We start from the raw sequence: 21,263 nt of genomic DNA on the forward strand, positions 1-21,263 counted from the left end.
TTACAGGTATACTATTTTGTTGCTTGCTGATGAATATATCTTGCTAAAGTATAATATATCCAACTGGGCCAACCACCAAATGAGCCTTTTTTTGCATTATCTCTAATGGCTTTTATTATTGGACAAGTATTTGTTTTATCTAATAATGAGACGTTATTTAATACTTCTTGTACTACATATGGATAACCAGTTACTCCCAAAGTTTTATCTTCATTAACAATTGAAAAAAACTTATTTTTATCCTTAAGGAAAATTAATGCTAGAGCTGAACCATTATTTCCACCACCGGGACTTGGTAATCGATCTTTTAATCCTCCAAAGTCACCAAAACCATTTAGTTTATATTGCCTGTATTCAGTTGCAACAATATTATCAATAATTCGTGTAAATTCTAAGTTATTAAATTCTGAGTTATATTTTTTCCTAGGTCGAGGGGAATTTAATAAAATTTTTTTAGCATTTGTTTCAATTTCTTGAAATTCTTGTAGCTCTATAAATTTTGCTTCAGCGTTTTGCTCTCTTATATCCAACATTATAAAATCATGGTGTGATAACTTTGCAATTTCTTCAATGTAATCTTCTAAATAATTATCTGTAATTCTCAGAGCTATACATGAATTGTTTTTTTTAAGTTCAGTAATAAATGAATTAAGATCAGTAATACTCATTTTAAAACCATCTTTTATTGAAATAGTAGGTATTAGATTTTCGTAGTCCTTAATTTCTAACATCCTATCCCTATAGTAACTATAATCCCTACTTAAACTAAATGATAACTGCACATCACTAACTTTTACATTTTTATATTCATTTGGTTGATGCCTAAAAAAATCTATAAAAGCTCTTTTTCCTTGAAGATTAGTTACAATTTCATCTAATGTTTTAATATCTTCAGGTTTATTTGGTAGTTTTACTTTGGTTTTTATCTTGTTTCCAGGTTTTAGTGTTTTAACAGGGTCTCCGGTTTTTGGATCAATCTTAAATCTATCGTTATATTTTTCTGTTATTAGTTCAAATAAAGGCATTATAGATTCGCCGAAATGTTGATTCAGATCCTTAGTTACTTTTATTTCTTGTGCTAGATTTTTCATAATAGGTACATACATAGTACTCCTCCTTGCATAATATAATATGTATAAACATTCATAAAAAGACAAATTTTTCCCTAACAATTAAAAATAAAAAGCGTATAAACGCTTCTGGTAATAAAGTTTTTCATACAAAATACCTAAATAGATGATAAATAATTAACATTATTAAACGAACTGAATTAATAATGTTAATTTAACAATGTATTATAATGATAATTGATCATGGTTTTTTTTTATTATTTTTCTGCCACAAGAAAAACTCAACTTCTTTTTTAAGCTGATCTTTTAATTCTTTCTTTTCCTCTTCTGTTAAGGAATCTAGATCGTAACCGAAGAAGCCTTCAACAGATTCAGATTCTGGCTTTTTATCTATATATCCCGCCTTTTCTAGTAATGACTCATAAGGATAGTCATAAGAATCAGAGAGTCTTTTTAGAGTTTCTGGGGACGGTTTTAAAGGAGTTTTGGTGTCTCTACGGAATCCCTTTTCAATATCTGATATGTAGGAATGACTCAGGCCGGTATCTTTAGCTACTTCCCTTAAAGATTTCTTACCTCTTAGTTCTTTCAATAATTCCCCAAGCTCGTTCATTATCACTCCAACTTTCAAAAAAGTATAGTATGTACTACATATTGTAATCTTTATTTTACAATCAATAAATAAAAAAGCAAAAAAAACCTGTTGAACATAGTTGACAATTAGTAAACAGTGTACTACAATGAAAAATGTAAACAATGTGCGACAGAGAAAGCGAGGTGATTTAATGAAAAATAATTTAAAATTCTTAAGACGTAGTCAAGGTTTTAATTTAACCCAACAGCAATTAGCGGACGAGTTAAAAGTTTCAAGGCACACCATCATTTCAATTGAAAATGGATCAAATACAACTGGAGAGATGGTTATAAAAATTGGTCATTTTTTTAACAAAGATCCAAGAGATATTTTTTTATAAATGATGTCGCACAAAACGAACAGAATAAATCTAAGGAGGTGATCTGAATCTCAGATAAGAATGGACAAAAACAAAAAGTTACTGTTGATTTTGGTCGAGTGAATCTGAAAAGTTTGGTCCTTACTAACGATATTCAACATTACGAAAAGATGAAGGCTCAAGACAATATAGGAGTATTGTTTGAGCCTCAAGTTATAAAAAATATGGGTTGTACAAACTCTACCGATTTTTACCTAATTGGGATTCAGGCGGATAAATAGGATTGTCATCACTGTCCCAAATTAGATTAACGAAATAGACTTCATTTCCTAGATTAAATGTTGAAATTCGTTTTCAACCTAATTCAACATGTTTTTGAACATATTCAAGGTCTTTATTTTCAGTTTTTCTTTCAAATTTCTCATCATGGTTACCTCCTTTCTAGTACTAGTTTACTAGATTGGGGTGGAATAACAAGGAGGTACACAATGCTTGAAATAAACATGAAAGTTGATCCAGATGCTATAAAAAAGGAATTATATGATCTCCTTTATGATGTAGTATCAGACATCACTGAAGATCACAAGCAAGAAAACGAGTTACCGTTTCTTTTAAGCAAGCGAGAATTGGCCGAGCATATTTTTAACGTTAGTGCTCAGAGTTTAAATAATCACATCTTGCACCGGGAGGACTTCCCGAAGATTCACGTCGGTGAAAGGGTTCTATATCCTCGTGATCAGGTAAAAGAATGGATCCATAAAAACATCGAAGTTATTGAACAGCAAACTACTAGATTAAGCATCATTAAATAATTTTTGGAGGTGCACTAAATGCAACAATTAGTATTTATCCAAAATGAACAGATTGTTACAGACAGTTTAACAATCGCAGAAACATTCCAAAAAGAACACGCACGAGTAATGAGAGACATTCGAGAATTAGAATGTAGCCAAGAATTTCGGGTCGGCAATTTTGCCGAGTCAAGCTATATCAATACTCAAGGTAGATCATATCCAAAATTTATCTTAACTGAGCAAGCATTTACATTATTGGTCATGGGTTACACCGGTTCACAAGCTCAACATTTCAAAGAAAAATACATTGCAGAGTTCCACAAAATGCGAGAGCAATTACAAAACAATGTAAAAGTATTAGATGACCGAACAGCATTTATCCAATCCTTAAAGATGACAGTTGAAACTGCTGAACGTCAGGATCAACTACAAAAAGTAGTAAACGATCAGCAGCTAAAGCTATCAACACTCAAATCGAAAATGGATGAACAGATTACCCTTGATCACGGTGAACAACGCCGGTTTCAAAAAGGTGTTGCTCATAGGGTATACCAATTCACAGGAGATAGAAGCGAAGCTAGCAGACTGTTCCGTGAATTATATAGGGAAATTAAAGATAGATTTGGCGTTTCCAGTTATAAAGACGTTAAACGAAAAGACCTGCAAACTGCTCTGAACTACATCGAGAATTGGGTGCCGAGAAAAGTATCTTAACTCCCTAACTTTACCTTACAAAATCTATTTGTAAGGTTTCTATAAAACATTATTACAAAGGAGAACATTATGAAATTAGGAGAATTAATAAAAAGATTTAGAGACGATGAGGGTTTAACGCAAAAAGATTTCGCTGAAGAAATGCATGTTAGTTCTTCCTTGATCGCATTGATCGAAACGAATAAAAGAGCCGTCCAGGAAGATTTCGCACAGAGGACTTTAAAGCAGTATGACGATCCAGTTTATGCAATGGAAGTCATTCGAGAGTTCTCGGACGGATATACAGCTCCTAGATTAAATGGTAATGCAGTCGAGTGGCATCGATTAGCTTTAGAAGAACTTGCGATTACTGAGGTGCAAGAAGCAGTCAAAATATTAAATGATGTAAGTTTTGTCAAGAAACCTGATGAGACGGAGTTAGAAGAGTTAGATCGAATAGAAAATGTTATAGCTGAATTACTAGATGCCGAACTTGCAGTAACAAACTTGAAAGCAATTTTAGCCAAGGAATACCACCTATCACTGAAAACAATCAGTAAAAAAAGGATTCCATATTGGAAATCGCAAGGATGGATATCATGAAGTATGGCACCTTATTTCTATTGTTTTTGTCTTGATGGTTTACTGATTTCTCTACGCGCTGTAGGAGGTGATCTAATGAAGTTCATTAGATACTTAATTGATTGTAAGTTAAGAAAGAAACACAGGTACAGTATCTTTACAAAACGGTGCATTGTCTGTGGTAAGTCAGATGGGAGTGAGTAATATTGAGAATGACAGCAGGAACATGGAAAGCACTAACCAAGAAACAGAGGTATGCCTTATTAAGTGGCTTGGTTGCAATTAATCAATTGAAGGAGATGAGTTAAGTGGAATTTCCCGAAGTTTATCAAACTAGCAAAACAGACAACACAACAAAAAAAACTAATATTTATGGTACAGATTACAAAGGAAATGAAGTCTATGCCGGTGATGAAATTTACATTTATGAAGAAGAATTTTGGCTTGTAAATGCAACAACGGATGACGAGAAAGAGTTGCTTCAGTTTTTTGGAGCGGTACGAGTAAAAGCAGAATCGGAAGTAAAAGAAAAATGACCAGCTCGGCATAGCTGATCATTAGGTATTCGCTAAATAGTGTTAGCCCCATTATAAGCGAATACCTCTATATTATCAATATTAGGAGGGTTTAATCAATGAAACAAATGAAGTTGATGGAGTTAAATTTAGTGAACTTTAAAGGTATTAAAGCATTTGAGTTGAATGCAGAAGGTGAAAACAAAACGGTATTCGGTAAAAATGAAGTAGGTAAAACCTCTATATTTGATGCATTTATCTGGTTATTATTCGATAAAAACAGCCACAACCAGAAGGATTTCGGTATAAAAACATTGGTAAATGGTGAGGTGCAGCACAACCTTAATCATGAAGTAGAAGCAACATTTTTAATAGATGGTCAAGATTTATCGCTCAAGAAAGTATTTGCTGAAAAATGGACTAAGAAAAGAGGTTCCGTTAGAAAAGAATTTACTGGACACACAACTGATTATTACATCGACTGCGTACCTAGCAAGAAGAAAGAATTCACAGATAAAGTTGCAGAGATAGTAGATGAAGAAATATTCAAACTATTAACATCGCCTAGCTATTTTAACGAACAATTGCACTGGAAAGATCGACGAAAAACACTGTTAGACATTGCCGGTGACGTATCAGACGAAGAGGTTATTCGCTCTAACAGAAGTTTATCGAATTTAACTGACATTTTGGACGGAAAAGATGTTGAGGATTTAAAAAAGATCATTGCTGCTAAACGAAAAGAAATCAATCAAGAACTAGAACGCATACCAGTACGAATCGACGAAATCAATCGAAATAAGCCAGATACAGACGGATTAGATGAATCAAATATAAACACTCGCTTAGAAGATATAAACAATGAAATCGAAGCGAAGAACAATGAAATAAATGATATTAAAAATGGTAGTGAAGCGAACCAATTAAAGGCACATATCAGCGATGTCGATTTAAAGATATCTAAAGTAAAGAATCAGCATGAACAGGATAACCAACAAGTCATTTATCGTCTGCAAGCCAAGCTACAGGAAGAACGATCAAACGCAAGCATCATTGAATCAAAAGTTAAGAATAACGAGCAACGCAAAGAAATGAACGATCGTAATATTGAAACCTTTACCAAAGATATGGCCATTCTAAGAGACAAATGGACCGCGAAAAACAAAGAAGAGTATACTCACGAAGATAATTGCGTTTGCCCTACTTGTGAACAAGAGTTACCAGAAGAACAAGTACAAGCAACGAGAGAAAAAGCAGAGAAACAATTTAATACTGCTAAATCAAACTATCTTGAAGCTGTGAAAGAAGATGGATTACAAGCTAAACAAAAGGTTGAATCATTAAAGCAAGAGAACGAATCACTGTTAAATGACATCAACAAATACAATGAGCAGCTAGAAGAGAAAAGGAAAGCTTGCGAGAAATTACAACATGAAATTGAAGATGCAGAAAGCAACGTGAAGCCATTAAGCGAGAATAAAGACTACCAGGAATTAATAGCTGAAAAAGCTCGCTTAAACAGTGAGATAAATAATATAGAGAGTAACGTTGAAGATTCTATCAATAAAGTAAGACAAGCAATGAGCGAATTAAAAGAGAAACAGTCAGCCTTGCAATTAGATTTAAGCATGATTAAGCAATTTGAACAGTCTAATAACCGTATTGCTGAACTGGAAAAGCAAGAGGAAGAACTTGCTGCAGAATTTGAAAAGCAAGAAGAACAATTACACCTAACAGAAGAATTTATTCGCACCAAAGTCGATCTTCTGGAAGAAAAGATCAACAGCAAATTCAAACATGCTCGATTTAATCTATTCAAACAGAACATTAATGGTGGTTTAGAAGAAATATGCGATACCACTTTTAAAGGTGTTCCTTATAAAGACATGAACGATGGGGCGATTATTAATATTGGCCTAGATATCATTGAAACATTATCCAAGCATTATGAAGTACAAGCACCAATCTTTATTGACAATGCAGAGCAAGTCACACACTTCTTTGCTGATATAAACGCACAAGTTATTAAATTGTTCGCTTCTAAAAATGATGCAGTATTACGAATCGAAAATTCAGAAGAAATGGAGTTGGTTTAATTGGCTAATAATAACGAATTGGCATTGGTGAAAAAAGATACAGTCGATGTTGTCGCATCAAAAGTAAAACAGTTTCAAGAAGCAGGGGAACTTCATTTCCCTGCTCACTATTCACCTGAAAACGCAATGAAATCAGCATGGTTAAAACTGCAAGAAGTGAAAGCGAAAAATGGTAATTCATACGTTCCAATTCTAGAACACTGTACAAAAGATAGTATTGCAAACAGCCTTTTAAACATGGTAGTGCAAGGACTCAATCCAGCTAAGAACCAAGGGTATTTTATTGCATACGGAAAATCATTAACGTTTCAGCGCTCATACTTCGGAACAATGGCCGTAACAAAACGAGTAACAGGCGCAAAAAGTATAAACGCATCCGTTATTTATGAGGGTGATGATGTAGATTACGAGATGGTAAACGGTCGAATTAAGAATTTAACGCACAAACAAAAATTTGGAAACTTGAACAAAGAAAACATCATAGGTGCTTATTGTGTCATAGATCTTGGCCATGATGATGTTTACACGGAACTAATGACGATTGATGAACTTCGCCAGGCCTGGTCACAATCTCAAATGTGGGGAAAAGAGCAAACAAAAGAGAAAAAAGGAAGCACGCATGATAATTTCAAACAAGAAATGGCAAAGAAAACCGTCATTAATCGCGCTTGTAAGAAATTCTTGAATTCTAGTGATGATAGTAGTCTAGTAATTGATCACTTTATGCAACAAGATGAAAAAATAGAAGAAGCGCAAGCACAGCAAGAAGTTAGCGAAAATGCTAATAAAGAGTTTATAGATGTAGAGTACAACGAGGTAGAAGAGGATTCACCACCACAACAGGAAAAAGAGCAAGAAACACCAACAGAACCACAAAATGAATTCGAGCAAGCAGCACAAGATTTAGATAAACAAACTCAAGATGAAGGACCAGGTTTCTAATGATAGCTATCAAAACATTAGCTTCTAGTTCAAAGGGAAACTGCTACTACGTCACGGACGGTAACACTCCCTTAGTACTGGAAGCAGGAATAAATTTTCGAGAGATCAGAAAAGCTTTGGACTTTAACACTAGCAATTTAGCAGGATGCTTAATCACACATGAGCATGGTGATCATTGCAAAGGATTAAAAGACGTTTTGAGAGCAGGTATTGATTGTTATGCCAGTGATGGCACTTGGGATGCATTATTACTAGACGGACATCATAGAGGGCATCCAGTTAAATCTCATGAACCATTCACGATCGGAACATGGACAATAATGCCATTTGATGCACAGCACGATGTATCAGAACCATTAGGATTCTTATTAGCAAATAAAGCCGGAGATAAGCTATTATTCGCAACAGACACCTATTACATCAAGTACAAGTTTAAAAACGTCTCACACATGCTAATAGAGTGCAATTACAGTAAAGAAATCCTAGATAGGAACATTGAAGAAGGTATAACACCTAAAGTGATGCGAAAGCGTCTCCTGAGGTCGCATTTTAGCTTAGAGAACGTCAAAGAATTTTTAAAAGCAAATGATTTAAGTAGAGTCCAAGAGATACACTTGCTGCATTTATCAGACAGTAATAGTGATGAAGCACTTTTTAAGCGTGAGATTCAACAACTGACAGGCAAAGTAGTTTATATAGCGTGACACAGAGGTGGAGGTGATAAGGTGGCAAGTCCCCAGGTTGAGAAAGGTTACATCAGGATAGCGAATGACCTTTGGAATGAAATATTAAGACGTGATTTTAGCAAGAGACAAATGAACTTAATTTTATTCATTTGGAGGTTGTCTTATGGAACAGGACAGAAAGATTGCATAGTTAATAGGTTTAATCAGTTTGAGATAGCAGGCGTTTACAAGAATGACATAAAAAAAGAGTTGAAGTTTCTGAGGGAATGCTCGGTTTTAGAGTGGGATGAAGAATCGATGACTTTCAGCATCAACAAAGACTATCATCTTTGGCAGGTATCACCTAACAAAAATTGGGATGGGGATAAATTTAAAGACCTTATTCACCTCAACCTAAACAGAAAAAAAGTTGGTGAAACACTAACTTCTGATAATGAAAAAGTTAGTAAAACACTAACAAAAAACCGGAAAAAAGTTAGTAATTCACTAACCGAAAAAGACCAAAAAGTTAGTAAAATACCAACTACAAACAAAAGTTCGGTTAGTAAAACACTAACATTTATAAGTAAAACAGTTAGTAAAACACTAACTATGAAGTTAGTAAAATACCAACCGTCAGACGATGGGAAGTCAATAGTGATAAGCGATTCCAGCTCTCTAAAGACATTATTAAAGACATTAATTATTAAAGACATAAAAGAATGTAGTAGTAGTAACAGAGATAATTATTTTGCGGAAGTTATGAAATTCTATCAACAAAATTTACAAAAAAATGTTAGTGAGTCCACTTTTAATTACGAACTAATCGAACAATGGTATGGAGAATTTGGCTACGACCTATTACTTGCTGCTATGAAACTATCAGCGAAAGCAGAGGTGCAAGGGGTTAAATTTGTGGAAAGCGTACTATTCAACTGGCAAGAAGCAGGTGTAAAGACATTAGACGATGCTCGTCTTTACGAAAAACAGTTCAAGGAAATTCGCAAAAGGCGAACATATCAGCCGAAGAATTACGGATCCAACAAGAAAGACATAACGCCGGATTGGTACATCAAGCAGAAAGAAGAGCAACGCAAAAAAGAACAGGAACGGAAAGGTCAACAATCTTCAGAAGAAGAGCGAAAGCGCACTGCCGAGGAAGCTGATCGAATGCTAGAAGAATACTTAAAACAACAGAACAATTAGGGGAGATGACATGATCACTCTGATCAAGTGGATTCGATTTATTTTAAACTACGATCATAACCAAATACTTGAAGACGATGGTAAATGAATTTCTGAGGGGGCATCGAAATGACTGATCGTCTACCGGAAAAGGTAATTAGCATTGAGCAAGTAAAAATAAATAGAAGCAGGGACAAAATATGCAAATGCAGCAATAGACGATTTGAAATAGATACAAGAAATAGAAAAATACATTGTCGAGATTGTGGCGCTATGATTGCCCCTTACGATGCTATGTACGATTTAGCGATGAAAGGCAATAGGTTGCAAGGGGAAGTAAATCAGTTGTTAGAGCAACGGAAGCAGATCATAAACTACAAACCGTGGCTAGTAACGATAAAGAAACTCGAAAGGCAATATCGTGGAAAGAAGATGCTGCCATGCTGTCCCAGATGTGATGAACCGTTTTATCTAGAAGAATTAACAAGTTGGACTGGCAAACCCTTTGCTGACGGAAATCAATCCCTTATGATGATTTTATTTATTACTCTGTAGGTCTATTAAAATCGCGAAACGGGATACCACTGGATTATTTAAGTTTAGTAGACAAGCTTTTCGATAGCGTAGCTTAAAGTGGGAGTTGAGGAAATGAACATACCAAGAATTTTGCATTATCCAGGAAGTAAATGGTCGCTGGCAAATTGGATAATTAGCTACTTTCCAGAACATGAAACATACCTTGAACCCTTTTTTGGCTCAGGAGCAGTATTATTTTCCAAGAATCGTAGCAGGTTAGAAACCGTAAATGATATTGATGGAGAGATTGTCAATCTATTTAAAATCATTCGAGAACGTCCCGATGAGCTGGCTAAAGCTATTATATTCACACCACATAGCAGAGAAGAGTACTATCAAAGCTACCTCGAGGCAGAAGATAATTTAGAAAGCGCTAGAAGATTAATTGTGAGGCTCTGGCAAGGACGTGGAGGGAAAACAGCACATAGAACAGGATGGAGAAGCATGATTGAGCGCAATGGACCATTACCAGGTAAAGAATGGCTAAGTTTTCCCGATAAAATATCAGTTGTGGCAGAGAGATTAAAAGGTGTTCAAATTGAAAATCAACCTGCAGAACTATTGATAGAAAGGTATAACCGACCAAACGTTTTAATTTATGCGGATCCACCCTATTTATTAGGAACTCGAACCACTACAAGTTACAAGCACGAAATGACAGACGCTGACCATGAGATCTTACTTGATCGACTTAATGCTCATACAGGACCTGTTATCTTATCGGGATATGAGCACGACTTGTATAACGATCTATTAACAAGCTGGCGGAAAGAGGTTGTTAAAGCAAAAGCCGAGGGTGGAGCAAGCAGGAAAGAAGTATTGTGGATTAATCCAGTAGCAGCTGAGAAGGTTCAGCAGATTAATATATTCGATTTGGAAATCTAATATCGAAGAAGAGAGACCTGATAAAACAGGTCTCAAAAAGACAAGAGAACTTGCGTTCCCCTTGGCGTATTTATTATATCAGACGAGAGGGGAAAAGAAAATGAATATTAAGTCAAGCACAATTTATAACATGGATTGTATAGAAGGGATGAAACATATTCCAGATAAAACTATCGATATGATTCTATGTGATCTACCGTATGGGACCACTAATTGTAGTTGGGATGAGATCATTCCTTTTAAATCTTTGTGGGAACAATACGAGAGAATTATTAAAGATAACGGAGCTATTGTATTGACAGCTAGTCAACCCTTTACTACAAAACTCATATCCAGCAATATGCGATTATTTCGTTATGAATGGATATGGAAAAAAGGGAAGCATGTAACTGGTTTTCAAAATGCAAAGCGAATGCCTTTGAAAAATCATGAGAATATTTGCGTATTTTATAAAAAGTTACCCACGTATCATCCACAGGGTATTATTCCTTTGGTGAAAATTAGAAAAAATAAGAGAAAGAAGATAGGTGGAATCTTTCGAGAAGGAGATGAAAGTCTATTACAAGAGTATGAGACAACTCATACAAATTATCCGAGATCTATTTTGGATTACTCTAGGGAAAGCAAAACGTTTCACCCTACTCAAAAACCTTTAGTTTTATTTGAATACTTAATTAAAACTTATACGAACAGAGGAAATCTTGTATTAGATAATTGTATGGGTTCATTTACTACAGCAGTGGCTTGTGACAATACAAAAAGAAATTGGATTGGATTTGAACTTGATAAAAAATACTGTAGACAAGGAAAAGTTAGAATTAATGAAAATAGAAAGAGTCTAGGTTTAGAAGGTGTAAATACAGTATTTATTTAGAAAATGAATGGTGGTTTAAATGAAAGGGTTATGTATAAATGCATCGGGTTTAACTGTATTAAAAGCTGGCCAGGAATATTTTGTTTTTCCTGGTGGCTCTAACACTTTTTATGTTTCAAAGTTTAATAATGAAAAAGCTCATTTCGGCGCATTTCAACGTAATAGGTTCGAAGTCATTGACGATCAAGAAAAGATCGAACAACCGGAAATCTTGGAGGAAGAAAAATTCGATCAGTTGGTTCAAATGGATTTATTTGAATTTCTAGAGGATGACGAGGAGAAACTTGATCCAGGAATAGAAATTATAATACCAGATGACATTATTTCTCCTCTGGAGTGTAAGAACAGTCCGAAATCAAAGGCATTTAAGAGGGTTCAGCATAGATGGAGTGTATATGTAAAAAGTGTACAGGATTATCATAAATGTTCATGGTTTGAAGCAAGTAAGAAGCTACTCAAACATAAAAAAGAAGGATCCCCTATTCAAGTAACATGGGATCCGGAAACAAACATATAAAAAGAGCTAGAAGCAAGCTCCCAACTCACAAACCTAAAACTATTATAACATGGGGGCATGCTCTATGCGATTAGAAAATGTGAATATTGAAGATGAAGGAAAAGAATTTAACATAAAAATACCAATTAAAGCAGGAAATTTGCCATTTGTTGTCGTATACTGTAATGGAATAGCTAAAAAGACCTATTTGCCTGATCATGGTGAGACGAAGGTAATTACACATCAAGGGAAGGTAAAGAGGGTAAAGTTTGATGAGGGGGAAGAATTTTGATTTATATTATAAATTTTGAGGAAAAGTGTGAAGGGTTTTGGAATTGTGTTTCTCCTGATGCGATAGTTAGTAGTGCAGGTACTTTAATTGGCGCATTCTTTGGCGCATTATTAGCGGGATTGATTACCCTTTTCATCTCTAAAAGGCAGGATAAAGAAGCATATAAAAGACAAAAAAAAGAAAGAGAAGAAAGGTTTTTGGTTAATTATTCTTATACTAGACTTACTATAATTGTCTTAAAAGATTATTTTAAAGAAGTCTATGATTATATAAATCAAAATGATGGTTATAAGGATAAGTTTACAAAGTTAATAAGTGACTTATCGATATACAATAGCCATTTCGATCATATTATAGCAGACAACTATACCTTTCCATCTCACAAAGTAAGGCATTTTATAAATATAAGAACAGCTTCCGCAAAAATATTTTCAACAATTAAGAAATCAAATTTAAATAAAAACAATTTACTTGATACCAAATTAAAAGAAGAAGTTAATGAGAGTTTTAGGATTTTTATGGATGCTTATTTCAAATTAGAAGAGTACTATTTGAATTTACTAAAACAGGTCGAAGATAGAGAAAAAGAACACCATAAATGATTTTATCAACTATCTGGAGACGCTATAAGTAAGAAGTACATTAATGCAGGGAAAAGAAAAACGAGGGGGGGAAGAGTATTGAATGAAATTGTGGATTTTAATAAATAAACCTAGAATTGTTATTCCCATAATTGCAATACTGTCTTTGGCTTTCGTAATATATTTTAAGAGTAATTTCTCTTTAATTTTTTTTATTGTGATTTGGTCGTTCTTAATAGCAAGAATTTTAATATACACTTTGGACAAATATGATCATTTATTATTGTATATAATTATTTTGTTACTATTGCCTTTTATTATATTATTTATTATGGCATTTAATCTTGTATTTTTACAAGATACATATTTTCTAAGTGATATGATGATATTGAAATTAATTTATTCATGCTGCTTTCTTGTCCCAGTATTTTTAGCTATATTTGTAAATAAAGGGAACTTAGATAAATTAAAGCTATCTATCAATATTCAAATTTGTATTATAACAACTATTACTGCCTGTTTTTTTATTATAAAACCAGATTTGTATGAGAGTATATTTGATATAGTTTATAATGATTTTCAAGAGGAATTTAACTTAGAATTACTTGAAAATCCTGAATTTATAGAAGACTTAGAAAAAGAAATAAAATCTAATGGAATAAAAATGGATATAACAAATCAAAATGGAGATTTTCTGGAACCCCAGGTTATTAGAGATGATTTAGAAGTTATATTAAAGAAAGAGCTAGAAAAATTCCTTGAATTATCCTTTCAATATCTTTTCTTACCATATTTGGTACAAGGTATATGGAGCAATTTGATTTTAGAAATTAGAAGGTACAAAGCCAGTCTTAGGAAAAAATAAAAATAATGTTCTACCAGCCAACTGGAGGGCACTAATCGGAAAGTTGTAAAAGCAGCTTCTTGATTGGTGTCCTTTTTTATCGTTGCAACTTTTGTGCCTAAATCCGATATTTTTGCAACCAAGGAGCGATGTAGTATGAATAACTGGGCAGATAGATTGATTCGTGAATATGAAATAGGTAGACATGATTTAGCAACAATGAAAAATGAATTGGATCCAGCTAATCTAGCGGAACGTGAAGATAGAAGTAAAATTAATAGCATGATTAGAACCATGACAGAGTCTATCGAGTGGATGACGACAGGAAGAGAGCCAGGAAAGTTAAGGGGGGTAGATAAAAAGGCAACTTACCAAAGGCGTGCAATAGCAGACATGGATATGTTTCCATCACTTGACATTGTTCCAGAGGAACGTGAATTGGACGAAGAAGAGAAACGAGTTATCTTTAATATAATTGCAGAGTTATCGCCACGTGAAAGACAGTGTTTTATTATGAATAAAGCTTATATGATGTCTTATGCTGAAATCTCAGAGGAATTAAAAGTTGGACGGAGCACTGTACAAAAATACGTAGAAAGGGCAAAAAATAAAATTTCTTGTCGTGCAAATGTCATACAGTGTTCTTAATTAGTGAAAGGGGTTATAGATAAAGCACGCATCTAGCAAGCGTAATATCTTTTTTAGACCTTACGGTCTTTTATATAAGAGCACTATATATCATAAGTACTATAAAAAACAACTAATATGCAGGAATATCCTCCTTTTTGTCGAATTTATATTGATAGAGGGAGGTGTTAAGATGAAAGAAGAAAAATATTATTATAAATTCACTTATGTTGATGGGACAACAGAGGAGTTCGAACAAGATGATAATGAGCTTACTTCCAAAATTAAGGATTCAAAATCAAACAGAATTGTGATAAATAAACATGTTTTAATTAATTTTAATAATGTTATAAAAGTTACTACAGAAACGAAATCGGAAAGAGAAGAAAAAGAAAGAATTACTGAAGAAAAATTGAAAGTCGACGCTGAAGCTATAAATAAAATAAGATTTTAATTAGTTAAAAGCATCTTTTAAAAGGGTGCTTTTTCTTATACTCAAAACAAACTTAAATTAAGTCGGAGGTGGCGGTGATGTAGATGGCAAGACCACGAAATCCAAAAAGAGATGAAGCATATCAAATATGGAAAGCAAGCAATGGAGAAAAGAAATTAAAAGACATTGCAGCTGAATTAGAAGTGTCATCTTCACAGATACGCAAGTGGAAAAACCAAGACAAATGGAGCGACAAAATGAATGGTAACGTTACGAAACGAAAAAGGGGAGCTCCTAAAGGAAGTAAAAACGCTTTAGGTAATCGAGGAGGTGCAGCACCAAAAGGAAATGCTAATGCTGTAACGCATGGATTATTTGCTAAGCATCTTCCGCAAGAAACCTTAGATATAGTAAATGATATGGATAGTATAAATCCATTAGATATACTTTGGATGAACATTAAGATGCAATTTGCTTCGATACTAAGAGCACAAAAGATAATGCATGTAGAGAGCAAGGATGAAATGATCAAGGAGCTCAAAAAGGAGAAAACAACATCCAATGAAAATATGGACATTGAAGAAATAGAATACGAATTTCAATTTGCCTGGGATCGCCAGGCTACTTTTATGAATTCTTTGAGTAGATCCATGAGTGAGCTCAGAAGTATGTTGAAGCAATTCTATGAACTTGCTAATGCAGATGATATGAGATTGCTGGAGTTAGAGAAAATGAAACTTAGCATCGATAAAACGAAAGCTGAGATTGATAAGCTACAGGATGATGATAGCGACAAACCTATTGAAATCATGATCAAAAGAAAAGGTGAGGGCTCATGATTGAAAAAGAAGTTAATCCTCACTTTGAAGATTTTCTATTTGATTGGTATCAGAAGTTTCAATTTCTTGTTGGTGGCTACGGATCCAGCAAGAGTTATCATGTTGCTCTAAAAATCATATTAAAGCTACTTGAAGAAAAGAGAACAGCGCTAGTGGTAAGAGAAGTATATGACACACACAGAGATTCAACCTTTTCTTTATTTGAAGAAATCATAGAAGACATGGATTTATCCCGTAAAATACGTTGTATGGGCTCACCAATGCAGATAAGATTTCCAAATGGCAGCAAAATCATATTCAAAGGGATGGATAAGCCAGCTAAGTTAAAGTCCATCAACAATGTATCACTGATATGGCTGGAAGAGTGCTCAGAAATTAAGTACGAAGGTTTTAAGGAATTGATGGGACGTTTACGCCATCCATCTTTGAAGCTGCATATGATCCTTTCAACTAACCCTGTTGGTGAGGACAACTGGACGTATAAACATTTCTTCCAAGACAGAATCAATAAACGTTATGTTTTGGATGATAAAGATCTCTATCGAGAGCGGACCATGGTTATTGGCGACACATATTATCACCATTCGACGGCAGAAGATAACCTATTCCTTCCGGAGAGTTATATTGAGCAACTGGAAGAAATGAAAGAGTATGATCCAGATCTTTATCGGATTGCCCGTAAAGGGAGATTTGGTGTTAACGGAGTTCGAGTGCTGCCGCAATTCACTAAAATGGAACATCGAGAAGTAATGAAAGCTATAAACCGCATTGAGAAACCTTTATTTCGAGTTGGAGGAGATTGGGGTTTCGTTAACTCATACAATGCATTCCTTCGCTTAGCTGTAGACACAGAAAAGCAGATTTTATATATCTATTGGGAATACTACAAGCGGGGTAAGACCGATGACGAAACCATTGTAGACTTGGCAGAATTTAAAAATAGTGGCGAGCGAATTATTGCTGATAGCGCAGAACCGAAAACAATAAAATATTTTAAGAAGCAAGACTTTAATATGGTAGGAGCGCATAAGTTCCCTGGATCCGTACTTGCGAACATTAAAAAGATAAAAAGGTTTAAAAAAATAGTTTGTTCTGATGCCTGTGAAAATACCATCCATGAGTTAGAGGACCTTGTTTTTAAAAAGGATAAAAACGGAGATGTCATTGAGGATGAATTAGCAATTGATGCGCATACATTCGATGCTATGGCTTATGGATTAGATGGATACGAGGTTATTGACTTAAAAGATGAAGCACAGAAACAAGCTAGACCAACAAGGCAACGACCTTCGGGAGGGAGGAAAAGATAATTATGTCAGAACAAACAGTCAAAGCAAGGGTTATCAAGGCTTCTGTTACTTCGTCCACTCAACAGTTATATAGAGATGACTTTTCCAATCAATACGGAGATATCCTAGAACCTCCATACAACTTAAAAGAATTAAAGATGATCGGAGAGTACTCTTCTATCTTGCAGCAGTGTGTCGATGCGTATAAAACAAATATCATTGAATTTGGTATTGAACCGGAATTTAAAATTGATATGAATTCGGATGAAGTAAGGGACGAGCAGAAAGAGCAAGCTCGATCAGAGTGGACCAGACTTGATGAGTTTACTCGTTATTTAAACATGGATGAATCACCAGAAACTATCCTGGGTTATGCTTTCGACGATCGAGAGAAAACAGGTAACGGTTACCTTGAGATAATTCGTGACGGAGTAGGGCTACCGGTTGGGATTGAATATGCGGATACTCAATACATGCGAGTTTGTAAAAAGACCGTCCCTGAGGAAATTGAATACACTATATTAGAAAATGGCCAGGAAAAAAAGGTAAAACGATGGAAGAGATTCAGAAAGTATGTCCAATTGATAGACGAAAAAAAAGTATTCTTTAAGGAATATGGGGATCCGCGCATCATGAACTCTGCAACAGGTAAATTCGATGACAGTACTCCAGAAAACCTAATAGCAACCGAGATCTATCACATGAAGATTGGTTCAGGAACCTATGGAAAACCGAGATGGATAGGTAATATTATCAGCTTGTACGGTGCAAGAAAAGCAGAAGAATTAAACCTAACGTATTTCACAAACGGAAGGCATATTCCAGCTGCGATAACAGTTTCAAACGGAAAGTTAGACGATACCTCATTTGAAGCGCTACAGGATTACATGAACGACCTATCCGGGGCTGAAAACGCTCATAGGTTCCTTCTTTTAGAAGCTATGGGTACAACACAAGAGGACCAAATGGGTGATGAAAAGGTTACTCCGGCGAAGGTGGAAATAAAGTCACTTGCCGAGATTCTACAGCAAGACGCGTTGTTTCTTGAGTATGATGAAAAAACAAGGCAGAAGATACGTTCATCATTTCGGTTGCCACCACTATATACTGGAGAGTCACAAGATTTCAGCAGAGCAACCGCGGATACAGCACGAAAGGTAACAGAAGAGCAAGTCTTTCAACCTGAAAGAAAGGGATTGGCAAGGGCATTAAATACTCTATTTCTGGAACCACTTGGTTTAAAATACGTCAAATTAACAGTAAACGGGGCAGATTTCCGAGATCCGTTAGAAATAGCAAAAGCACTTTATCCGTTAATATCTGCAGGATCGGTTTCGCCTAATGATCTACGTCCGTTAGCATCCCAAGTTCTTGGTCAAAAATTAGAAGTGTTCAGCGAAGAGTACAACATTCCCTTTCAAGCAATGATGAAGGAGCAAGAGAGTAACCCTGTGTCCGATTTATTTGCTGTACAAAAGTCTAAAAACAAACAACCTGACCTTATCAATCTGTTAAAAGATATGCGGGACGTACTTGAGGGGCTGCAGAAGTCATGAGTATGGTTGATAAATTATTAAAAAGCCTAAATGATTTTATTGCCAAAGCAGAGGATGAGGAAGACTTCCTTGACGATGTTCCTGATTTTCCGGGACTTGAGACATTGCCAGCGATTATAGAAGACTATGAAACAGCCATCGCAAGATTGTTGAGGGTACAACGTAAGCGTTTTGTAGATGCCTTTAATGGTTTTGTATCTAAAGATGACAAACAAACACTAGAGTCCTTCCTTGTGTTTCTGAGAAGCGATTTGTTTGCATCAGATAGCTTCGCCGAAGAATTTGGAGAGGAAACAGCCAAGTTCTTACAGTTAACAACTGAGGAACTAACCAAGTCTATCATGGAGTCCATTGACAGAGATATTTCATTCGAGATTCTTTCAAATAGTACTGTTGATTGGATGCAAAGATGGTCCGGAGATTTAGCTGATCTAATGCAGCTAATCACCCACACAGCACTGGAAAACGAAGTACTGCAAGCTATTGAACTTGGTGAATCAATAGCAGATGTTGAGTTACGTATGAAGGAATTGCCTCAGTTCGACCGTAAGAGAGCGAGAGCCACGGCAAGAACAGAAATACTGACTGCTTCTAGTAGAGCACATTATGAATCTTTTATGCAAAGCCCAGCTGTTAAAGGAAAACGATGGAAGCATAGCGGAGCTAAGAAAACTAATCCACGAGCTACACATATTGCAATGGACGGTGTAGTTGTACCAGTAGATGATCATTTTCTTGTTGATGGGGAAGAAGGACTTTATCCAAGAGACCCAGCATTCTCGGCAAAGAACAGGGTTAATTGTGGTTGTGTTATTGGTCCAGAAGTTGATGAAGTCATTTTAGGATTGTCTAAGGAAGAGAAAGAATCTATTAGGCAGGAAGTTTTAGCAGAATTGAATGGTTAGGAGGTGATAGTTATGGAATATACACGTTCTATAGGAAATTATTACGAAACTTTTGAAGGTACACCTAAAGAGATAGCGGAACTTATTTCGATCTTAGATAAACAGGAACGTGAAGTAAGCCAAGAGAAAATTAAATATCCTAACTTAACAAAGGTCAAACAGAAAGAAGTTGGAAAAGGTGAAGTAACAAAATAGTAAGGGGGTGTAATGGTGATCAACGTGGTGACAAAAGAGCAAATTGAATCGCTATTTAGTGGTTCGGAGGTCGAAGTTATGACTTTGTGGGATAAAACTACGGTAATGTCCGTAAAACTTCCAAATGGATTCGTTATCGTTGAATCTTCTAGTTGTGTTGATCCTACCAACTATGATGAAAAGATAGGTTATGAAATTTGTTTGCAACGAGTGTTTAACAAACTATGGGAGCTCGAGGGCTATAAACTCCAAAGTGAATTGAAAGGAGGTGAACACTAAATGCCAAGAGAGTTAGTTAATGCGAACATCACCCACGTTTCATACGTGGATAAGGGAGCAAATCAGAAGCAATTCTTCTTTACGAAGTCGGATAAGCAGCCAGATTTTAAAAAGGAAGTTAAATTGTTTATCAACAAGGATGATGAAGATCAACAGCTAGTTTATGGGGTTGTATATGAGCCGGATGTTGAGGATTCACACGAGGATTTCATGACAGCTCCTGAAATCGAGAAAGCGGCTCACGGATTCATGAAAGATGCCCGCAATATTGATAAGCAACATGACTTTGAATCTGGTGTAGGCGAGGTTGTCGAATCGTACATCGCTCCTGCCGAATTTCAGTTAGGTGAAGAAACAATCACAAAAGGATCATGGGTACTTGTTACTAAAGCAAGCGATGAAGTTTGGGAAGAAGTTAAAAAAGGTGAAATTACTGGTTATTCCATGGCTGGTACTGCAGAGACAATTAAAAAGCAAAAAAAAGAAAAGCCTGTTTCTAAGTCTGAAAACGATGAGGAAATGAAGGGCTTTTTTGATTTACTTAAAAGCTTTTTCGCAAAAGGAGAAGTTCGTGATCGTTACGAGGATAACCAGAAACGACGTAATTTATGGGCTGTATGGGACGGAATGGAAGATACCTTCTACGAGTCTCTTTGGGACAACCGCACACCTGATGTCGCAGATTTCGAGCGACTAGAAACTGGTGTGCAGGATTTCCTTGAAATTTTACAAGAAATCAAATCATCAGGTGATGTCCTGAAAGCATTGAAAGAGAAACCAGAAACAATTGGAAAGGGTGAAGGCGAAATGAAAAAGGAAGATATAGAAAAGCTTCTTGACGACAAATTGAATCCAATCACAAAGCGTTTGGATGCCATCGATAAGGAAGATCAGGGCGAGGGGCAAGAATCGATAGAAGGTGAGGAAGACGACGTATTGAAACAACTTTCCTCTGTTCTGGATGAGAAGTTGAGTCCAATCACTAAACGTCTTGAAACTGTGGAAAAGGCAAGAGGAATTTCTAAACAGGCAGATCAAGATGAAAATAATCAAGAGCCTGTTAAAAAGCATTATTTAGAAGGGATTCTGTAAAAGGA

General features: G+C 35.4%; 27 protein-coding genes. 25 read left to right on the forward strand and 2 right to left on the reverse strand.

The annotated features are described in order from the left end of the window. Positions 1–11 precede the first annotated feature (11 nt). Both BM121_RS17650 and BM121_RS17655 read right to left on the reverse strand, forming a co-directional pair. Positions 12–1,106, reverse strand: coding sequence for a beta family protein (locus tag BM121_RS17650; protein WP_091485182.1), 1,095 nt, complete (start codon positions 1,104–1,106; stop codon positions 12–14). A 205-nt stretch (positions 1,107–1,311) separates the two neighbouring features. Further along, positions 1,312–1,683: a helix-turn-helix domain-containing protein gene (locus BM121_RS17655; protein ID WP_091485184.1), complete on the reverse strand. Its 372-nt coding sequence runs from the start codon at positions 1,681–1,683 to the stop codon at positions 1,312–1,314. Between the two features lie 172 nt (positions 1,684–1,855). Here BM121_RS17655 and BM121_RS17660 point away from each other — a divergent pair, with 172 nt between their 5' ends. The 25 genes from BM121_RS17660 (at position 1,856) to BM121_RS17780 (ending at position 21,258) form a co-directional block, all read left to right on the forward strand. Next, the gene (locus BM121_RS17660) at positions 1,856–2,044 is read left to right on the forward strand and encodes a helix-turn-helix transcriptional regulator (protein WP_091485185.1); all 189 of its coding nucleotides are present in this window, start codon (positions 1,856–1,858) and stop codon (positions 2,042–2,044) included. Between the two features lie 467 nt (positions 2,045–2,511). Then, positions 2,512–2,835: a helix-turn-helix domain-containing protein gene (locus BM121_RS17665; RefSeq protein ID WP_091485187.1), complete on the forward strand. Its 324-nt coding sequence runs from the start codon at positions 2,512–2,514 to the stop codon at positions 2,833–2,835. A gap of 18 nt (positions 2,836–2,853) precedes the next feature. Then, complete coding sequence (locus BM121_RS17670) at positions 2,854–3,531, forward strand: Rha family transcriptional regulator (protein ID WP_091485188.1); 678 nt, start codon at positions 2,854–2,856, stop codon at positions 3,529–3,531. A gap of 69 nt (positions 3,532–3,600) precedes the next feature. After that, on the forward strand, positions 3,601–4,113 hold the full coding sequence (locus BM121_RS17675) for a helix-turn-helix transcriptional regulator (protein ID WP_091485190.1): 513 nt from the start codon (positions 3,601–3,603) through the stop codon (positions 4,111–4,113). 287 nt (positions 4,114–4,400) lie between these two features. Further along, entirely contained in the window at positions 4,401–4,628 is a 228-nt protein-coding gene (locus BM121_RS17680; RefSeq protein ID WP_091485191.1) for a hypothetical protein, read from the forward strand. 98 nt (positions 4,629–4,726) lie between these two features. Then, positions 4,727–6,703: an AAA family ATPase gene (locus BM121_RS17685; protein WP_091485193.1), complete on the forward strand. Its 1,977-nt coding sequence runs from the start codon at positions 4,727–4,729 to the stop codon at positions 6,701–6,703. After that, positions 6,704–7,645: a recombinase RecT gene (locus BM121_RS17690; protein WP_091485195.1), complete on the forward strand. Its 942-nt coding sequence runs from the start codon at positions 6,704–6,706 to the stop codon at positions 7,643–7,645. After that, on the forward strand, positions 7,645–8,349 hold the full coding sequence (locus BM121_RS17695; RefSeq protein ID WP_091485196.1) for an MBL fold metallo-hydrolase: 705 nt from the start codon (positions 7,645–7,647) through the stop codon (positions 8,347–8,349). The genes BM121_RS17690 and BM121_RS17695 overlap by 1 nt, the downstream gene beginning before the upstream one ends. A gap of 21 nt (positions 8,350–8,370) precedes the next feature. Next, positions 8,371–9,516 (forward strand): replication protein, encoded by a 1,146-nt coding sequence (locus BM121_RS17700; RefSeq protein ID WP_091485198.1) that lies wholly within the window; start codon positions 8,371–8,373, stop codon positions 9,514–9,516. Positions 9,517–9,624: 108 nt separating this feature from the next. After that, on the forward strand, positions 9,625–10,050 hold the full coding sequence (locus tag BM121_RS17705; RefSeq protein ID WP_091485199.1) for a hypothetical protein: 426 nt from the start codon (positions 9,625–9,627) through the stop codon (positions 10,048–10,050). A gap of 93 nt (positions 10,051–10,143) precedes the next feature. Next, positions 10,144–10,956, forward strand: a complete 813-nt coding sequence (locus BM121_RS17710) for a DNA adenine methylase (RefSeq protein ID WP_091485201.1) — start codon at positions 10,144–10,146, stop codon at positions 10,954–10,956. A gap of 100 nt (positions 10,957–11,056) precedes the next feature. Continuing rightward, a complete protein-coding gene (locus BM121_RS17715) occupies positions 11,057–11,830 on the forward strand; it encodes a DNA-methyltransferase (protein ID WP_091485203.1) in 774 nt (257 codons plus the stop codon). Positions 11,831–11,849: 19 nt separating this feature from the next. Continuing rightward, on the forward strand, positions 11,850–12,347 hold the full coding sequence (locus BM121_RS17720) for a hypothetical protein (RefSeq protein ID WP_091485204.1): 498 nt from the start codon (positions 11,850–11,852) through the stop codon (positions 12,345–12,347). Positions 12,348–12,411: 64 nt separating this feature from the next. Further along, positions 12,412–12,618 carry an XtrA/YqaO family protein gene (locus BM121_RS17725; protein WP_091485206.1) on the forward strand — a complete coding sequence of 69 codons (207 nt, stop codon included), beginning with the start codon at positions 12,412–12,414 and terminating at the stop codon, positions 12,616–12,618. Beyond that, entirely contained in the window at positions 12,615–13,220 is a 606-nt protein-coding gene (locus BM121_RS17730; protein ID WP_091485208.1) for a hypothetical protein, read from the forward strand. Before BM121_RS17725 ends, BM121_RS17730 begins: the two co-directional genes overlap by 4 nt. 82 nt (positions 13,221–13,302) lie before the next feature. Beyond that, positions 13,303–14,064 carry a hypothetical protein gene (locus BM121_RS17735; RefSeq protein ID WP_091485210.1) on the forward strand — a complete coding sequence of 254 codons (762 nt, stop codon included), beginning with the start codon at positions 13,303–13,305 and terminating at the stop codon, positions 14,062–14,064. Between the two features lie 135 nt (positions 14,065–14,199). Then, positions 14,200–14,691, forward strand: coding sequence for a sigma-70 family RNA polymerase sigma factor (locus BM121_RS17740; protein WP_091485212.1), 492 nt, complete (start codon positions 14,200–14,202; stop codon positions 14,689–14,691). Between the two features lie 172 nt (positions 14,692–14,863). Beyond that, entirely contained in the window at positions 14,864–15,124 is a 261-nt protein-coding gene (locus BM121_RS17745) for a hypothetical protein (RefSeq protein ID WP_091485214.1), read from the forward strand. Positions 15,125–15,207: 83 nt separating this feature from the next. Beyond that, on the forward strand, positions 15,208–15,942 hold the full coding sequence (gene terS / locus BM121_RS17750) for a phage terminase small subunit (RefSeq protein WP_091485216.1): 735 nt from the start codon (positions 15,208–15,210) through the stop codon (positions 15,940–15,942). Next, positions 15,939–17,252: a PBSX family phage terminase large subunit gene (locus BM121_RS17755; RefSeq protein ID WP_091485218.1), complete on the forward strand. Its 1,314-nt coding sequence runs from the start codon at positions 15,939–15,941 to the stop codon at positions 17,250–17,252. The genes terS and BM121_RS17755 overlap by 4 nt, the downstream gene beginning before the upstream one ends. Before the next feature lie 2 nt (positions 17,253–17,254). After that, positions 17,255–18,787 carry a phage portal protein gene (locus BM121_RS17760; RefSeq protein WP_091485219.1) on the forward strand — a complete coding sequence of 511 codons (1,533 nt, stop codon included), beginning with the start codon at positions 17,255–17,257 and terminating at the stop codon, positions 18,785–18,787. Continuing rightward, the gene (locus BM121_RS17765; protein WP_091485221.1) at positions 18,784–19,692 is read left to right on the forward strand and encodes a phage minor head protein; all 909 of its coding nucleotides are present in this window, start codon (positions 18,784–18,786) and stop codon (positions 19,690–19,692) included. Before BM121_RS17760 ends, BM121_RS17765 begins: the two co-directional genes overlap by 4 nt. Before the next feature lie 12 nt (positions 19,693–19,704). After that, positions 19,705–19,887 (forward strand): hypothetical protein, encoded by a 183-nt coding sequence (locus BM121_RS17770; protein WP_091485223.1) that lies wholly within the window; start codon positions 19,705–19,707, stop codon positions 19,885–19,887. A gap of 12 nt (positions 19,888–19,899) precedes the next feature. After that, positions 19,900–20,166, forward strand: coding sequence for a Gp49 family protein (locus BM121_RS17775; RefSeq protein WP_091485224.1), 267 nt, complete (start codon positions 19,900–19,902; stop codon positions 20,164–20,166). After that, positions 20,167–21,258 carry an XkdF-like putative serine protease domain-containing protein gene (locus tag BM121_RS17780; RefSeq protein WP_091485226.1) on the forward strand — a complete coding sequence of 364 codons (1,092 nt, stop codon included), beginning with the start codon at positions 20,167–20,169 and terminating at the stop codon, positions 21,256–21,258. It begins immediately after the preceding gene. Positions 21,259–21,263 lie beyond the last annotated feature (5 nt).

Source organism: Gracilibacillus orientalis, assembly GCF_900114645.1.
In the GTDB taxonomy this organism is placed as follows: Bacteria; Bacillota; Bacilli; order Bacillales; family Amphibacillaceae; genus Gracilibacillus; species Gracilibacillus orientalis.

What these genes read in the sequence shown, in the direction of transcription:
- BM121_RS17650 (WP_091485182.1), bottom strand. Translation starts at nt 1,106, where the DNA reads ATGTATGTACCTATTATGAAAAATCTAGCACAAGAAATAAAAGTAACT.
- BM121_RS17655 (WP_091485184.1), bottom strand. Translation starts at nt 1,683, where the DNA reads ATGAACGAGCTTGGGGAATTATTGAAAGAACTAAGAGGTAAGAAATCT.
- BM121_RS17660 (WP_091485185.1), top strand. Translation starts at nt 1,856, where the DNA reads ATGAAAAATAATTTAAAATTCTTAAGACGTAGTCAAGGTTTTAATTTA.
- BM121_RS17665 (WP_091485187.1), top strand. Translation starts at nt 2,512, where the DNA reads ATGCTTGAAATAAACATGAAAGTTGATCCAGATGCTATAAAAAAGGAA.
- BM121_RS17670 (WP_091485188.1), top strand. Translation starts at nt 2,854, where the DNA reads ATGCAACAATTAGTATTTATCCAAAATGAACAGATTGTTACAGACAGT.
- BM121_RS17675 (WP_091485190.1), top strand. Translation starts at nt 3,601, where the DNA reads ATGAAATTAGGAGAATTAATAAAAAGATTTAGAGACGATGAGGGTTTA.
- BM121_RS17685 (WP_091485193.1), top strand. Translation starts at nt 4,727, where the DNA reads ATGAAACAAATGAAGTTGATGGAGTTAAATTTAGTGAACTTTAAAGGT.
- BM121_RS17695 (WP_091485196.1), top strand. Translation starts at nt 7,645, where the DNA reads ATGATAGCTATCAAAACATTAGCTTCTAGTTCAAAGGGAAACTGCTAC.
- BM121_RS17705 (WP_091485199.1), top strand. Translation starts at nt 9,625, where the DNA reads ATGACTGATCGTCTACCGGAAAAGGTAATTAGCATTGAGCAAGTAAAA.
- BM121_RS17710 (WP_091485201.1), top strand. Translation starts at nt 10,144, where the DNA reads ATGAACATACCAAGAATTTTGCATTATCCAGGAAGTAAATGGTCGCTG.
- BM121_RS17715 (WP_091485203.1), top strand. Translation starts at nt 11,057, where the DNA reads ATGAATATTAAGTCAAGCACAATTTATAACATGGATTGTATAGAAGGG.
- BM121_RS17720 (WP_091485204.1), top strand. Translation starts at nt 11,850, where the DNA reads ATGAAAGGGTTATGTATAAATGCATCGGGTTTAACTGTATTAAAAGCT.
- BM121_RS17725 (WP_091485206.1), top strand. Translation starts at nt 12,412, where the DNA reads ATGCGATTAGAAAATGTGAATATTGAAGATGAAGGAAAAGAATTTAAC.
- BM121_RS17735 (WP_091485210.1), top strand. Translation starts at nt 13,303, where the DNA reads ATGAAATTGTGGATTTTAATAAATAAACCTAGAATTGTTATTCCCATA.
- BM121_RS17740 (WP_091485212.1), top strand. Translation starts at nt 14,200, where the DNA reads ATGAATAACTGGGCAGATAGATTGATTCGTGAATATGAAATAGGTAGA.
- BM121_RS17745 (WP_091485214.1), top strand. Translation starts at nt 14,864, where the DNA reads ATGAAAGAAGAAAAATATTATTATAAATTCACTTATGTTGATGGGACA.
- terS (WP_091485216.1), top strand. Translation starts at nt 15,208, where the DNA reads ATGGCAAGACCACGAAATCCAAAAAGAGATGAAGCATATCAAATATGG.
- BM121_RS17755 (WP_091485218.1), top strand. Translation starts at nt 15,939, where the DNA reads ATGATTGAAAAAGAAGTTAATCCTCACTTTGAAGATTTTCTATTTGAT.
- BM121_RS17760 (WP_091485219.1), top strand. Translation starts at nt 17,255, where the DNA reads ATGTCAGAACAAACAGTCAAAGCAAGGGTTATCAAGGCTTCTGTTACT.
- BM121_RS17765 (WP_091485221.1), top strand. Translation starts at nt 18,784, where the DNA reads ATGAGTATGGTTGATAAATTATTAAAAAGCCTAAATGATTTTATTGCC.
- BM121_RS17770 (WP_091485223.1), top strand. Translation starts at nt 19,705, where the DNA reads ATGGAATATACACGTTCTATAGGAAATTATTACGAAACTTTTGAAGGT.
- BM121_RS17775 (WP_091485224.1), top strand. Translation starts at nt 19,900, where the DNA reads ATGGTGATCAACGTGGTGACAAAAGAGCAAATTGAATCGCTATTTAGT.
- BM121_RS17780 (WP_091485226.1), top strand. Translation starts at nt 20,167, where the DNA reads ATGCCAAGAGAGTTAGTTAATGCGAACATCACCCACGTTTCATACGTG.